Raw genomic sequence first — 13,948 nt, 5'->3', positions numbered from 1 at the left:
CCCACCCGATCCCGGCGCTCCTTGGAAAACTCACCGCCAAGGGCTGCTACGAAGTCAGGTTTGTAGAATGGTCCTGGCGGTTTTGTGACCCGTGGCGGTTCCGCTGTCCAGTGAGCGGGGCAATGGTGGTGCCTGGAGGGAGCTGTTTGGCCAGGGATGGCCAAACGAACAGCGGCCATGGATGGCTTGAGCGGTCCCGGAAGGCACCACCATTGCACCGCGTCTCGGATACGGAGCCCCACACCCCAAAGATCAGTACCTCTGGGGTCTGCAAACAAGAGGGATTATCCACTGGCGCCCTAATCCGCTAGAATCGCGCTCCATTGTGTCTTCTTTCATTTCCGGCTCTGGCGGGTATACGTGACCGACATTACGCACATTCGCAATTTCTCCATCATCGCGCACATTGATCACGGCAAATCCACCCTGGCGGACCGCTTCATTCAGGTTTGCGGCGGGCTGTCCGACCGCGAGCTCAAGGAGCAGGTGCTGGATTCCATGGACCTGGAGCGCGAACGCGGCATCACCATCAAGGCGCAGAGCGTGACGCTCTACTACACCGCCCGTAACGGTGAGACCTACCAGCTCAACTTCATCGATACGCCCGGCCACGTGGACTTCTCCTACGAGGTGTCCCGCTCCCTGGCCGCCTGCGAGGGCGCGCTGCTGGTGGTGGACGCCGCCCAGGGCGTGGAAGCGCAGTCGGTGGGCAACTGCTACACCGCCATCGAGCAGGACCTGGAGGTGCTGCCGGTGCTCAACAAGGTGGATCTGCCGCAGGCGGAACCGGACCGGGTCGCCGAGGAGATCGAGGAGATCATCGGCCTGGACGCCACCGACGCCTGCCATGTGTCGGCCAAGACCGGCCTGGGCGTGGACGACCTGCTCGAGCAGCTGGTGGAGCGTATTCCGGCGCCGGCGGGCGAGCGCGACGCGCGGCTGCAGGCGCTGATCATCGATTCCTGGTTCGACAACTACATGGGCGTGATCTCGCTGGTGCGGATCCGTTACGGCCGCCTCAAGAAGGGCGACAAGATCCACGTTAAATCCACCGGCCAGAACCACGTGGTCGACAGCCTGGGCGTGTTCACCCCCAAGCGCAAAGAGACCGACATCCTGGAGGCCGGCGAGGTGGGCTGGGTGAGCGCCACCATCAAGGACATCCACGGCGCGCCGGTGGGCGACACCCTGACCCACGCCAAGACGCCGGACGTGGAAATGCTGCCCGGCTTCAAGAAGGTCAAGCCGCAGGTCTACGCCGGCATGTTCCCGGTCAACGCCGACGACTACGAGGACTTCCGCGACGCGCTCTCCAAGCTGGCGCTCAACGACGCCTCGCTGTTCTACGAGCCGGAAAGCTCCGACGCCCTGGGCTTCGGCTTCCGGGTCGGCTTCCTGGGCATGCTGCACATGGAGATCATCCATGAGCGCCTGGAACGGGAATACGACCTGGACCTGATCACCACCGCGCCCACCGTGGTCTACGAGCTGATCCTCAACGACGGCTCCACCCTGTACGTAGACAACCCGTCGTCGCTGCCGGACAGCAACCTGATCGAGGAATTCCGCGAACCCATCGCGCGGGTCAATATCCTGGTGCCCCAGGAGTACGTGGGCAATGTGATCACGCTGTGCACCGAGCGCCGTGGGGACCAGATCAACATGCAGTTCCTGGGCAAGCAGATCGCGCTCACCTACGACATTCCCATGGCGGAAGTGGTGCTGGATTTCTTTGACCGCCTGAAGTCCGCCAGCCGCGGTTACGCGTCGCTGGAATACTCCTTCGAGCGCTTCCAGGACACCAAGCTGGTGAAGGTGGACGTGCTGATCAACGGCGACAAGGTCGACGCCCTGGCGATGATCTGCCACCTGGACCAGTCCGCCCATCGCGGCCGCGCCCTGATCGAGAAGATGAAGGAGCTGGTGCCGCGCCAGATGTTCGACGTGGCGATCCAGGCCGCCATCGGCAGCAAGATCATCGCCCGCCAGACCGTCAAGGCGCTGCGCAAGAACGTCACCGCCAAGTGTTACGGCGGCGACGTGTCGCGCAAGAAAAAGCTGCTGCAGAAGCAGAAAGAAGGCAAGAAGCGCATGAAGCAGGTGGGTAACGTGGAAATCCCCCAGGCCGCGTTCCTGGCCGTACTCAAGGTGAACGACTAAATGGATATTGATGTGGGAATGTGGCTGACCCTGGCGCTGTTCGTCACGGTAATCATCTGGCTGGCGGACAAAGCGCTCAAACTGCGCCAGCGCAAGGGCATGATCGGCAACACGGTGGAGACCTCCAATTCGCTGATTTCGGTGCTGTTCATCGTGCTGGTGATCCGCTCTTTTATTGTCGAGCCGTTCACCATTCCCTCCGGTTCCATGTTGCCGACCCTCAAAGTTCATGATTTTATTCTGGTCAACAAGTTCTCCTACGGCCTGCGCCTGCCGGTGACCAACACCAAGATCATCCCGCTGGGCGAGCCGGAGCGCGGCGACGTGATGGTGTTCAAGTACCCGGAAGACACCGGGCAGAACTTCATCAAGCGGGTAGTGGGGCTGCCCGGCGACCGCATCGCGGTGCGTGACAACGTGCTCTACTTCAACGGCGAGGCGGTGCCCCGTGAGCTGGTCGGCCGCGAGCGCAACTCGCAGGTGTGGCGCCGTGAATACGTCGAGACCCTGGGCGAACAGCCGCATTTGATCTGGCAGGAAGGGCGGGTCAATCCGTACAGCGGCGACGCCATGATTCCGGAGCGCACCCAGGGCGAATGGCAGGTGCCCGAGGGCAGCTACTTCGTGATGGGCGACAACCGCGACAACAGTAACGACAGCCGGTTCTGGGGCGTGGTGTCCGAGGACCTGGTGGTGGGGGAAGCCTTCCTGATCTGGATGCACTGGGACCCGATCTTCTCCTGGCCGAGCTTCTCCCGTAATGGGGCGATCGATAAAGTGGAGGCAGAATAATGATCACAGGTCCTTCCCGTCAGCGCGGGCTTTCCCTGATCGGCTGGGTGGTGGTGCTGATCATCCTGGCGGTGTTCGGCACCGCCGCGTTTCGCATGGTGCCCGCCTACATGGAGTACAACACCATCCGCTCGGCGATCAATTCGGTGCTCTCCGACAGCAAGACCGCGCTGATGTCCGAGCGCGAAGTCTACGACGCCATCGGCAAGCGCTTTACCATCAACCAGGTGAACGCCATCGGCGTGCGTGATCTGGATATCCAGAAAGCCGGCGGGCAGCTGTCCGTGGGCGTCGATTACGAAGTCCGCGAGCCGATGTTCTACAACGTCTTCGTGGTGATGGAGTTCGACCACACCTTCAGCAAGAATATTGGTCAGTAATGGATGATCTGGATCGTCTTACCCGCCGTCTCGGCTATCAGTTCAAGGATCCGGCGCTGCTGCAACTGGCGCTCAGCCACCGCAGCGTCAGCCGTCGCCGCAACAACGAACGGCTCGAGTTTCTCGGCGACTCCCAGCTCAGCCTGATTATTTCCTCGGAAATTTTTCACCGCTTCCCGGAAGCCGCCGAAGGCCAGCTCACCCGCATGCGCGCCTTCCTGGTGCGCGGCCAGACCCTGGCGGAAGTGGCCCGGGAGCTGGGCGTGGGCGAGTACCTGATTCTCGGCGGCGGCGAACTGAAAAGCGGCGGCAACCGACGTGATTCGATCCTCGCCGACGCCCTGGAAGCGCTGATCGGCGCCATCGTCATCGACGGCGGCGAAGACGCCTGCCGCGACGTGGTGCTGAAATGGTTCGCCGACCGCCTGGAGCAGATCTCCCCGCAGAGCGTACGCAAGGACGCCAAAACCCGCTTGCAGGAATGGCTGCAGGCGCGCAAGCATGAGTTACCCGCCTACGAAGTGCTGTCGGTGACCGGACAGGCGCCGAAACAGACCTTCGAAGTGGCCTGCAGCCTGCCGGACCTGTCCCGGCAATTCACCGCCAGCGGCGCCAGCCGCCGCCGCGCCGAGCAGCAGGCCGCGGAACAGGCCCTGGACTGGTTGGAGCAGTCAGCATGAGCGACACCCGTTGCGGCGTGGTGGCCATCGTCGGCCGCCCCAATGTGGGCAAATCCACCCTGATGAACCATCTGATCGGCGAGAAGGTGAGCATCACCTCCCGTAAGCCGCAGACCACCCGTCACCGGATCCACGGCATTCTCAGCCGCCCCGGCTACCAGATCGTGTTCGCCGACACCCCCGGCATCCACACCGGCCAGGAGCGCGCCCTCAACCGGGCCATGAACGACGCCGCCCAGTCGGCGCTGTCCGACGTGGACGTGATCTGCTTCATGGTCGACGCGCTGAAATGGACCGAAGGCGACGAGCACGTGCTCGGCCTGCTGCAGCGCGCCGGCGACACGCCGGTGATTCTGCTGGTCAACAAGGTCGACAACCTGACCGACAAATCCCTGCTGCTGCCGCACCTGGAAAGCCTGGCGGCGCGCTTCGCCTTCGCCGAGGTGATCCCGGTGTCGGCGCTGCGCGACCACAACCTGGACGTGCTTGAGAAAGCGCTCTCCAGCCGCCTGCCGAAAGGGGATTTCTGGTTCGACGACGACCAGCTCACCGACCGCAGCCTGCGCTTCATGGCCGCCGAGATCATCCGCGAAAAAGTGGTGCGCCAGCTGGGCCAGGAAGTGCCCCACCAGATCACCGTGGAAATCGACATCTGGGAAGACGGCCCCAAGGTCACCGACATCGCCGCCACCATCCTGGTGGAGCGGCGCGGCCAGAAGAAAATCCTGATCGGCGACAAGGGCTCGCGCATCAAAAGCATCGGCACCCAGGCCCGCGAGGACATGGAACGCCTGATCGACCGCAAGGTGATGCTCACCCTGTGGGTTAAAATCAAGGCCGGCTGGTCCGACGACGAACGCGCCCTGCGTTCGCTGGGCTATGACCACCGCTGAGACCGGCGGCCCGAACGGCCTCGCCCCGGCCTGGCTGTTGCACCGCCGCGCCTTCCGCAACACCAGCCTGATCGTCGACCTGTTCCTGCCCAATCAGGGGCGGGTCGGCGCGGTGGCGCGCGGTGGCCGCCGGGACGCCTCCCTGGCGCCGTTCGCGCCGCTCTGGGTGGACCTGAAAGCCGGCGGCGAGCTGTTCACCCTGCGCCAGGTGGAGCCGCGCGGCCCCGGCCTGGCCCTGCACGGCCGGGCGCTGTACTGCGGCTTCTACGTCAACGAACTGCTGGTGCGCCTGCTGCACCGCGACGACGCCCACCCGGACCTGTGGCCGGTGTACGAACGCACCCTGGCCGAGCTGGCCGGCGACACGCCCCTGGACATCACCCTGCGCCGCTTCGAAATGATGCTGCTGGAAGACGTCGGCTACGGCCTGGCCCTGGACCACGACCTGCAGGGCGAGCCCCTGGACCCGGCCAGCCGCTACCGCTGGGAAGGCGGCGAGGGCCTGCGGCCCGCCGTCGACGGCTACTACGGCGAGCACCTGCTGGCCCTGGGCCGCGACCAGTGGGACGCGGACGTGCGCCGCACCGCCAAGGCGCTGCTGCGCGAGGCGCTGGCCCCGCACCTCGGCGACCGCCCCCTGCGCAGCCGCGAACTGTTCCGCTAGAGCGGTTCTGCTACCATTCCCCCAACCTTTGAATCCGCTGCTGGAGCACCCCCATGTCCGTTCTTCTCGGCATCAACATTGATCACGTGGCCACCCTGCGCCAGGCCCGCGGCACCCGCTACCCGGACCCGGTGCAGGCCGCGCTGATCGCCGAGCAGGCCGGCGCCGACGGCATCACCGTGCACCTGCGCGAAGACCGCCGGCACATTCAGGACCGTGACGTGGAGCTGCTGGCGCACACCCTGCAGACGCGCATGAACCTGGAAATGGCCGCCACCGAGGAAATGGTCGGCATCGCCCGCCGCATCGGCCCGGCGCACAGCTGCCTGGTGCCGGAAAAGCGCGAGGAACTGACCACCGAAGGCGGCCTGGACGTGGTCGCCAACGAAGACTGGATCCGTGATTGCTGCGCGCGGCTGGCGGACGCCGGCATCGAAGTGTCCCTGTTCATCGACGCGGACCCGGCGCAGATCGAAGCGGCGGTGCGCTGCCGGGCACCGGCCATCGAGATCCACACCGGCCACTACGCCGACCTCACCGCGCCGGAAGCCCGCGACAAGGAGGCGGCGGGCCGCGAGCTGACCCGTATTCGCGACGCGGTGGCGCTGGGCCGCGAGGCCGGGCTGATCGTCAACGCCGGCCACGGCCTGCACTACCACAACACCCGCGAGATCGCGGCGATCCCCGGCATCAACGAACTGAACATCGGCCACGGCATCATCGCCCGGGCGGTGATGACCGGCCTGGACGAAGCGGTGCGCGCCATGCGTGTGCTGATCGACGGTGCCGCCGGCAGCGCCCTTTAGTCAGGTGCCGCAGAAGGTGCGTAGCACCTGCTCGTCCGGCGCCGGCGGCTGCCGGTAGGGGTCGTCCGGCCCCCGGTCCCGGTAGGGGTCATCCAGCGCCGCCAGCAGCGCCTTCACCGGCGCCAGGTCACCGTCACGCACCGCCGCCGACAGCGCCGCCTCCACCTGGTGGTTGCGCGGGATCACCGCCGGGTTATGGCGGCCCATCAGCGCCCAGGCGTCCTCCTCGGCCTTGCCGTTGCGGCCCAGCCGCGCCTGCCAGCGCCGGTGCCAGTCGCCGAACTCGTCGTTCTGGAACGGCTCGCCCGGCGGCGTGGCGCCGCCGATCAGATCGCGGAAGGTGTTGGTGTGGTCGGCGTCGTGGCGGGCCATCCAGTCGAGCAGGTCGGCGGCCAGGGCGGCGTCGCCGTCCTCCTCGCCGAACAGCCCCAGTTTGCCGCGCATCATCACCAGCCAGCGCTGCGCGTAGCGCTCGGTGTGGCTTTTGATCAGCGCCTCCGCGGTTTCCACGGCGCGGTCGGCGTCGTCGTCGATCAGCGGAATCAGGGTTTCCGCGAAGCGAGCCAGGTTCCACTGGGTGATCACCGGCTGGTTGCCGTAGGCGTAGCGGCCGCGTTGATCGATGGAGCTGAACACGGTCTCCGGATGGTAGCGGTCCATGAAGGCGCAGGGGCCGTAGTCGATGGTCTCGCCGGACAGGGCCACGTTGTCGGTGTTCATCACGCCGTGGATAAAGCCCACCCGCATCCATTCGGTGATCAATGCGATCTGCCGGTCCATCACCCCTTCCAGCAGCGCCAGCGCCGGCACCTCGGCGCCCACCCGGTCCGGGTAGTGGCGCTTGAGGGTGTAGTCCACCAGGGTTTCCAGCAGCGCCTTGTCCTGGCGGCCGGCGGCGTACTGAAAGGTGCCCACGCGCAGGTGCGAGGCCGCCACCCGGGTGAGGATGGCGCCGGGCTGGGCGGTGTCGCGCAGCACCTGCTCGCCGGTGCCGACCACCGCCAGCGCGCGGGTGGTGGGCACGCCCAGGGCGTGCATCGCCTCGCTGATGATGTACTCGCGCAGCATCGGGCCGAGAGCGGCGCGGCCGTCGCCGCCGCGCGAAAACGGCGTGCGCCCGGAGCCCTTGAGCTGGATGTCGCGGCGCTGGTCGTCCGGGGTGAGCTGCTCGCCGAGCAGCACCGCGCGGCCGTCGCCGAGCATGGTCGGGTTGCCGAACTGGTGGCCGGCGTAGGCCTGGGCCAGCGGCTCGCCGCCGGGCAGCGGCCGGTTGCCGCCCAGCAGGGCGGCGCCGGTGTCGCTGTTCAGTGCTTCGGCGTCGAGCCCCAGCTGTGCCGCGAGCTCGCCGTTGAACAACAGCAGCTCCGGCGCCCGCACCGGCTGCGGGTCACAGAACGCAAACAGGGTCTCGGGCAGGCGGGCGTAGCTGTTGTCGAACCGGAAGCCGAACGGGTTGGCGGACATGCGGGTGCTCCATGAAAGAATGACTGCCAGCCAAGGGTAACAGACTCCACCACCCGGGCCGTGACCGGCGCGGCCTAAAGCCGCGCCGCCTGGCCGTACTGGCGCACGCTTTCGATCTCCGCCAGCAGGGCGGCCACCAGGTGCTCCAGGCGGCCGTCGTCCACCTCGGTCTTGAGGCCCTCTTCCAGCTCCCGGGCGGCCCGCTCCAGCCGTGGCGTGCCGCAGTAGCGGCAGGCGCCGTGCAGCTTGTGCACGCGCTCCAGCAGGGCGTCCCGGTTGTTGCTTTCGGACAGGGCGTTAATGCCCGGCGCGTCCTGCTCCAGGCTGGCCAGCAGCATGCTGAACATGTCCCGGGCCAGATTCTCGCGGCCGCCGGCGCGCTGCTTGCCGAGCGCCTCGTCCACCACCAGGTCGGTGGCGGCCGGCTCCGGCGCCGCCGGCGCCTCTTCCGCGACCGGCTCGGCCTCCGCGCCGTCGGTGCGGGTCCAGCGCTCCAGGGTGTGGCGCAGCTGCCCCTCGGTGATCGGCTTGCTCAGGTAGTCGTCCATGCCCGCCGCCAGCAGCGAACGTCGCTCGCTCTCCAGGGCGTGGGCGGTGAGCGCGATGATCGGCGTGCGCAGCCCCTCGCCTTCGCGCTCGCGCATTTGGCGGGTGGTTTCCAGGCCGTCCATGCCCGGCATCTGCACGTCCATGAACACCAGATCGAAGGTGCCCCGGGAAAACGCGGTAAGCGCTTCCTCACCGCTGGCGCAGGGCACCACGTCGACGCCCATCTCCTCCAGGAACACCCGCGCCAGTTTCAGGTTGCCGGGGTGATCGTCCACCACCAGCACCCGGGCGTGCAGCGCGGCGCCGCCGCAGGCCGCGCCGGCGCACGCCGGTTCCGCCAGACCGCCCAGTTCCAGCAGGCCGTCGCGCAGCCGCCGGCGGGTGGGCGGCTTGCCCAGTACCCGGCACTGTTCGGCGTGGCCGCTGAGCTGGCCGGATAGGGCGTCCGCGTGGGCGGTGAGCACGATCACCGGCTTGCCGGTGGTGTCCAGCAGACGCTCCACCAGCGGCGTCAGACGTGACGGGTCCGGCAGGGACGCCGGCGCCGCCAGCAGAAAATAATCGGTGCTCGCCAGGGTGTCGGTCTCCAGGTGGTCGTGCAGCTGCTCCAGGGCCTGCAGCTCGGTCACCTGCATCCGCCAGCCGCTGAGCATGTGGTACAGCGCCAGGCGGGCGTGTTCATTGGCCTCCACCAGCGTCACGCTGAGGTCCTTCAGGGCCACCGGGGCGGGCTCCGGCTCGCCGCTGCCGTCGCGCTCCGCGCGCACCGTGAACCAGAAGGTGGAGCCGCGCCCGGAGGTGCTGTCGATGCCGATCTCACCGCCCATGCCTTCCACCAGCCGCTTGCAGATCGCCAGGCCCAGGCCGGTGCCGCCCTCACGGCGGCGGGCGCTCTGGTCCACCTGGGTGAAGGCGTTGAACAGGTTCTTCTGCAGGTCCGGCGACAGGCCGTTGCCGGTGTCGGTGATGGTGATCTTGACCACCGCCTCGGCGCCGCGCTCCTCCTCGAGCATGGCGCGCACCACGATCGACCCGCGCTCGGTGAACTTGATCGCGTTGCTGACCAGATTGGTAAGCACCTGGCGAATGCGCAGCGGGTCGCCGAGCAGGCCGGTGGGCACGTCGGAGTAGATGATCGCCGCCTGCTCCAGGCCCTTCTCCTGGGCCATCGGCGCCAGCATGGTCTGCACGTCCTCGATGATGTCGTGCAGGTCCAGCGGAATATGCTCCAGCGACAGCTTGCCCGCCTCGATCTTGGAGAAGTCGAGAATGTCGTTGATGATCGACAGCAGCGATTCGGCGCTCTTGCGGATGGTGCCCAGATAATCCTGCTGGCGGGGCGACAGGGTGGAGCGCTCCAGCAGGCGGGTGAAGCCGATGATGCCGTTCAGCGGCGTGCGGATCTCGTGGCTCATATTGGCCAGGAACTCCGACTTGATCTGGCTGGCCTTGAGCGCCTCCTTGCGCGCCATGTCCAGCTCGATGTTCTGAATCTCGATGGTTTCCAGGGTCTCGCGCAGGTCCTGGGTGGCCTGGTCCACGTTCTGCTGCAGCTCGGCCTGGGCCTCGTCCAGGGCCGCCACCATATTGCCGAGCGCGTCCTCCAGCTCCTTGAGCTCGCCCTGGGCCCCCGCCGGCGGCGGCGGGCTCAGGTCGCCGTCGCGCACCCGCCGCACCGTGTCCAACAGCGAATCCACCGGCTGCGTCAGCCGCTTGGCGAAGCGCACCGCCGGCATCACCGCCAACAGCACCAGCACCACCACCACGGCGATCATCGTCAGCACCGCCTCAAGGATCTCGATGTACTGCCCCTGCCGGGAAAACTCCACCGTCAGCAGCCGGTTGCGCTGGCCGGGCAGGGCGCGCACCAGCTGCCAGCTGGAATCGGTGACCAGCCGGCGGCCGCCGCCCTCCAGACGCTCCGCTTCCTGCACCGGGCGCAACCGGGGCCCGGCGTGGGACTGCCAGCCGGACTGGTTGTCCAGCAGCGAGGCGGCGCGCACGTCCGGCTCCTCCAGCAGGGCGCGCAGCAGCGGCTCGTAGGCCGGCTGCTCGGCCTCGCCCAGCGCCGCCAGACGGGCGGCGTAGCTCTCGATGATCAGTTGCTGGCGGTGGGCGGTGTCGGCGCGCACTTCCACCATCCGGTGGACCAGCGTGTAGCCGCCGATCACCAGCGCCGCCAGGAAGGCGGGCAGGGCGGTCATCACCAGAATGCGCGTGCGCAGGCTCGAATGGGCCATGGTTCCCCTGAAAATCTCTGTTCTGATTATGGTGGCGGTTTCAGTGCCGCCATTATGCCGCAGTTGGCGAGCGGCGCATCCCGCCCTGTCACGGCCCCGGAGTTAAGCTACAATGCGCCCCATGACCTACAAGACCATTGAATCCACGGTGGGCCACACGCCACTGGTGCGCCTGCAGCGCCTGCCGGGGAACACGACCAACACCATTCTGGTGAAGCTGGAAGGCAATAATCCGGCCGGGTCGGTCAAGGACCGGCCGGCGCTGAATATGATCATCAAGGCGGAACAGCGCGGCGAGATCAAGCCCGGCGATACCCTGATCGAGGCCACCAGCGGCAATACCGGCATCGCTCTGGCGATGGCGGCGGCCATGCGCGGCTACAAGATGAAGCTGATCATGCCCGCCAACCAGAGCCAGGAGCGCCGCGATGCGATGGCCGCCTACGGCGCCGAGCTGATCTCGGTGACCAAGGAAGAGGGCATGGAAGGCGCCCGCGACCTGGCCCAGGCGATGCAGGCGCGCGGCGAGGGCCGGGTGCTGGATCAGTTCGCCAACCCGGACAACCCGCTGGCCCATTACGAAAGCACCGGCCCGGAAATCTGGGAAGAGACCGGCGGCGCGATCACCCATTTCGTCAGCTCCATGGGCACCACCGGCACCATCATGGGCTGCAGCCAGTTCTTCAAGGAGAAGAACCCGGAGATCCAGATCGTCGGCCTGCAGCCCACCGACGGCGCCTCGATTCCCGGCATCCGCCGCTGGCCCGAGGCCTACCTGCCGAGCATCTTCGACGCCGCCCGCGTCGACCGCGTGATCGACATGGGCCAGGACCTGGCGGAACACACCATGCGCCGGCTGGCCCGCGAGGAAGGCATCTTCTGCGGGGTCTCATCCGGCGGGTCCGTGGCGGCCGCCCTGCAGCTGTCCGAGGAACTGGAGAACGCGGTGATCGTGGCCATCGTCTGCGACCGGGGTGACCGCTACCTGTCCACCGGCGTCTTCAATGAGGCGGGCAACGCGGAGGCCGGCCAATGAACGTGCTGGTGTTTGATATCGAGACGGTGCCCGACCTGGAAGGCGGCAGCCGCATTTACGACCTGCACGGCCTCAGTGACAAGGACACCGCCAGCGCGCTGTTCAATCTGCGCCGCCAGGAAAACGGCTCCGAGTTTCTGCGCCTGCACCTGCACCGGGTGGTGGCGATCTCCGTGGTGCTGCGCTCCGCCCAGGGCGTGAAAGTCTGGTCCCTGGGCGACGAGGACAGCACCGAGAAAGAGCTGATCGAGCGCTTCTACGACGGCATCGACCGCTTCACCCCGCAGATCGTCAGCTGGAACGGCGGCGGCTTCGACCTGCCGGTGCTCAACTACCGCGCCCTCAAGCACGGCGTGGTGGCGCGCCGCTTCTGGGAAACCGGCAACGAAGACACCAGCTTCCGCTTCAATAATTACCTGAGCCGCTTCCACCAGCGCCACCTGGACCTGATGGAACAGCTGGCCATGTTCAACGGCCGCGCCAACGCGCCGCTGGACCAGATCGCCACCCTGTTGGGCTTCCCCGGAAAGATGGGGATGAGCGGCGCCAAGGTGTTCGACACCTTCCAGGCCGGCGACCTCAAGGCGATCCGCGACTACTGCGAAACCGACGTGCTCAACACCTGGCTGGTGTTCCTGCGCTTCCAGATGCTGCGCGGCGAGCTCGACGCCACCGGCTACCAGGCCGAGCTGGACCTGCTGCGGGATTACCTGAAAGCCGAAGGGCATCCGCACTTCCTGAGCTTCCTGGAAGCCTGGGAAGCCGCGGGCAATTAACAGTGAACAGTTAACAGTTAATAGCGGCGCGAGCAAAGGCGGTTGGAATCCAAACGGTACGAGGCCGCGCCCCACCTTCTGGCGCGGCCCGTGACGGTTCTGTTTCAGCCAACCCGTGCCGCGCGCCACTGTTAACTGTTCACTATTAACTCTTAACTGAATTTGATTTATGGCTCGACGTCGCAAGAAGCAGCTGCCGGAAACGCCGGTGGCCGCCACCATCGAGAGTCTCAGCCACGACGGTCGGGGCATCGCCCGCCTGGACGGCAAGACCACCTTTATCGACAACGCCCTGCCCGGCGAGCAGGTGTTCTTCCAATACACCTTCATGCGCCGCAAGTTCGACGAGGGCCGCGCGGTGGAAATCCTCGACCCGTCCCCGGACCGGGTCACGCCGCCCTGCGCGCACAGCCTGATCTGCGGCGGCTGCAGCCTGCAGCACCTGGACCCGGCGGTGCAGATTCAGCGCAAACAGGCGGTGCTCGCCGAACAGCTCGAGCATTTCGGCGGCCTGCGTCCGGATCGCTGGCTGGAGCCGCTCACCGGGCCGGTCACCGGCTACCGGGGCAAGGCGCGGCTGGGCGTGAAGTACGTGGACGCCAAGGGCGACACCCTGGTCGGCTTCCGCGAGAAACGTAACAGCCTGATCGCCGATCTGGCGCAGTGCGAGGTGCTGATTCCCGAGGTGGGGCACCGCTTCCGCGACCTGCGCGCGCTGATCAACGGGCTGGACTGCCGGCGGCGTTTGCCGCAGATCGAGGTGGCCCGGGGCGACGACGCCGTGGCGCTGGTGTTCCGCCACCTGGACCCGCTGTCCCCGGCCGACCAGGACGCGCTGGTGGCGTTCTGCCGCGAGAATGGCCTGCAGTGCTATTTGCAGCCGGGCAACGAGAGCACGGTGCACCGGGTATGGCCGGAGGAGGGCGAGGAGAGGCTCTACTACCGCCATCCGCAGGCGGACGTGGAAATGGCCTTCCACCCGTCGGACTTCACCCAGGTCAACGCCGAGATCAACCGCCGCATGGTGCCCTTGGCATTGGATTTGCTGGAGGTGGAGGCGCACCACCAGGTGCTGGACCTGTTCTGCGGCCTGGGCAACTTCACCATCCCCGCCGCGCGCCGCGCCGCCGGGGTGGTGGGCGTGGAGGCCAGCGACGCCATGGTGCGGCGCGGCTACGAGAACGCCCGCCGCAACGGCCTGGAAAATGTGGCCTTCCACGCCTGGGATCTGGACAGCGAGCCCAAGGGCCAGCCCTGGGCCCGCCAGCGCTACGAGCGGGTGCTGTTGGACCCGCCGCGCAGCGGTGCCCTGGAAATGGTGCGCATGATGCCCCAATTTGGTGCGGAGAAGCTGGTGTACGTTTCCTGCAACCCGGCCACCCTGGCCCGCGATGCCGGGGAACTGGTGGCCCGGGGTTACCGTCTTAGTGGCGCCGGGGTGATGGACATGTTCCCGCACACCGCGCATGTGGAATCGATTGCCCTGTTCGATCGTCGTTAAAGGATAG

General features: G+C 66.9%; 12 protein-coding genes. 10 read left to right on the top strand and 2 right to left on the bottom strand.

Annotated elements, in window-relative coordinates; translation table 11 throughout:
• Window positions 1-360 precede the first annotated feature (360 nt).
• From lepA to pdxJ, 7 genes are read left to right on the top strand one after another with little or no spacing between them, the layout of a single operon-like run.
• Complete coding sequence (gene lepA, locus ISO4_RS14305) at window positions 361-2,160, top strand: translation elongation factor 4 (RefSeq protein ID WP_142950094.1); 1,800 nt, start codon at window positions 361-363, stop codon at window positions 2,158-2,160.
• Entirely contained in the window at window positions 2,161-2,952 is a 792-nt protein-coding gene (gene lepB / locus ISO4_RS14300) for a signal peptidase I (protein WP_194856646.1), read from the top strand.
• Window positions 2,952-3,332, top strand: a complete 381-nt coding sequence (locus ISO4_RS14295; RefSeq protein ID WP_228548156.1) for a DUF4845 domain-containing protein — start codon at window positions 2,952-2,954, stop codon at window positions 3,330-3,332. The genes lepB and ISO4_RS14295 overlap by 1 nt, the downstream gene beginning before the upstream one ends.
• Entirely contained in the window at window positions 3,332-4,012 is a 681-nt protein-coding gene (gene rnc / locus ISO4_RS14290) for a ribonuclease III (RefSeq protein ID WP_194856645.1), read from the top strand. Before ISO4_RS14295 ends, rnc begins: the two co-directional genes overlap by 1 nt.
• A complete protein-coding gene (gene era, locus ISO4_RS14285; protein ID WP_194856644.1) occupies window positions 4,009-4,905 on the top strand; it encodes a GTPase Era in 897 nt (298 codons plus the stop codon). The genes rnc and era overlap by 4 nt, the downstream gene beginning before the upstream one ends.
• On the top strand, window positions 4,892-5,569 hold the full coding sequence (recO, locus tag ISO4_RS14280) for a DNA repair protein RecO (RefSeq protein WP_142950098.1): 678 nt from the start codon (window positions 4,892-4,894) through the stop codon (window positions 5,567-5,569). The genes era and recO overlap by 14 nt, the downstream gene beginning before the upstream one ends.
• Window positions 5,570-5,622: 53 nt before the next feature.
• The gene (gene pdxJ, locus ISO4_RS14275) at window positions 5,623-6,375 is read left to right on the top strand and encodes a pyridoxine 5'-phosphate synthase (RefSeq protein WP_194856643.1); all 753 of its coding nucleotides are present in this window, start codon (window positions 5,623-5,625) and stop codon (window positions 6,373-6,375) included.
• On the opposite strand, the gene ISO4_RS14270 is transcribed toward pdxJ, so the two are convergent.
• Window positions 6,376-7,839: a protein adenylyltransferase SelO gene (locus ISO4_RS14270; protein WP_194856642.1), complete on the bottom strand. Its 1,464-nt coding sequence runs from the start codon at window positions 7,837-7,839 to the stop codon at window positions 6,376-6,378. It lies immediately after the preceding gene.
• A gap of 74 nt (window positions 7,840-7,913) precedes the next feature.
• Window positions 7,914-10,628, bottom strand: a complete 2,715-nt coding sequence (locus ISO4_RS14265; protein WP_194856641.1) for a response regulator — start codon at window positions 10,626-10,628, stop codon at window positions 7,914-7,916.
• Between the two features lie 121 nt (window positions 10,629-10,749).
• Here ISO4_RS14265 and cysM point away from each other — a divergent pair, with 121 nt between their 5' ends.
• The 3 genes from cysM to rlmD all read left to right on the top strand — a co-directional run bounded on the left by cysM (window position 10,750) and on the right by rlmD (window position 13,941).
• Complete coding sequence (gene cysM / locus ISO4_RS14260; RefSeq protein WP_194856648.1) at window positions 10,750-11,664, top strand: cysteine synthase CysM; 915 nt, start codon at window positions 10,750-10,752, stop codon at window positions 11,662-11,664.
• The gene (locus ISO4_RS14255; RefSeq protein WP_194856640.1) at window positions 11,661-12,440 is read left to right on the top strand and encodes a 3'-5' exonuclease; all 780 of its coding nucleotides are present in this window, start codon (window positions 11,661-11,663) and stop codon (window positions 12,438-12,440) included. The genes cysM and ISO4_RS14255 overlap by 4 nt, the downstream gene beginning before the upstream one ends.
• A 169-nt stretch (window positions 12,441-12,609) precedes the next feature.
• On the top strand, window positions 12,610-13,941 hold the full coding sequence (rlmD, locus tag ISO4_RS14250; protein ID WP_194856639.1) for a 23S rRNA (uracil(1939)-C(5))-methyltransferase RlmD: 1,332 nt from the start codon (window positions 12,610-12,612) through the stop codon (window positions 13,939-13,941).
• Window positions 13,942-13,948: the final 7 nt, after the last annotated feature.

Origin of the sequence: Alloalcanivorax venustensis ISO4 (assembly GCF_015356855.1) — a bacterium.
In the GTDB taxonomy this organism is placed as follows: Bacteria; Pseudomonadota; Gammaproteobacteria; order Pseudomonadales; family Alcanivoracaceae; genus Alloalcanivorax; species Alloalcanivorax venustensis.
Note: the sequence above shows the minus strand (reverse complement) of the source record. Positions and strands in the feature narration are given on the sequence as shown.

Coding starts and splice junctions, on each gene's coding strand:
- lepB (WP_194856646.1), top strand. CDS start 2,161: ATGGATATTGATGTGGGAATGTGGCTGACCCTGGCGCTGTTCGTCACG.
- ISO4_RS14295 (WP_228548156.1), top strand. CDS start 2,952: ATGATCACAGGTCCTTCCCGTCAGCGCGGGCTTTCCCTGATCGGCTGG.
- rnc (WP_194856645.1), top strand. CDS start 3,332: ATGGATGATCTGGATCGTCTTACCCGCCGTCTCGGCTATCAGTTCAAG.
- era (WP_194856644.1), top strand. CDS start 4,009: ATGAGCGACACCCGTTGCGGCGTGGTGGCCATCGTCGGCCGCCCCAAT.
- recO (WP_142950098.1), top strand. CDS start 4,892: ATGACCACCGCTGAGACCGGCGGCCCGAACGGCCTCGCCCCGGCCTGG.
- pdxJ (WP_194856643.1), top strand. CDS start 5,623: ATGTCCGTTCTTCTCGGCATCAACATTGATCACGTGGCCACCCTGCGC.
- ISO4_RS14270 (WP_194856642.1), bottom strand. CDS start 7,839: ATGTCCGCCAACCCGTTCGGCTTCCGGTTCGACAACAGCTACGCCCGC.
- ISO4_RS14265 (WP_194856641.1), bottom strand. CDS start 10,628: ATGGCCCATTCGAGCCTGCGCACGCGCATTCTGGTGATGACCGCCCTG.
- cysM (WP_194856648.1), top strand. CDS start 10,750: ATGACCTACAAGACCATTGAATCCACGGTGGGCCACACGCCACTGGTG.
- ISO4_RS14255 (WP_194856640.1), top strand. CDS start 11,661: ATGAACGTGCTGGTGTTTGATATCGAGACGGTGCCCGACCTGGAAGGC.
- rlmD (WP_194856639.1), top strand. CDS start 12,610: ATGGCTCGACGTCGCAAGAAGCAGCTGCCGGAAACGCCGGTGGCCGCC.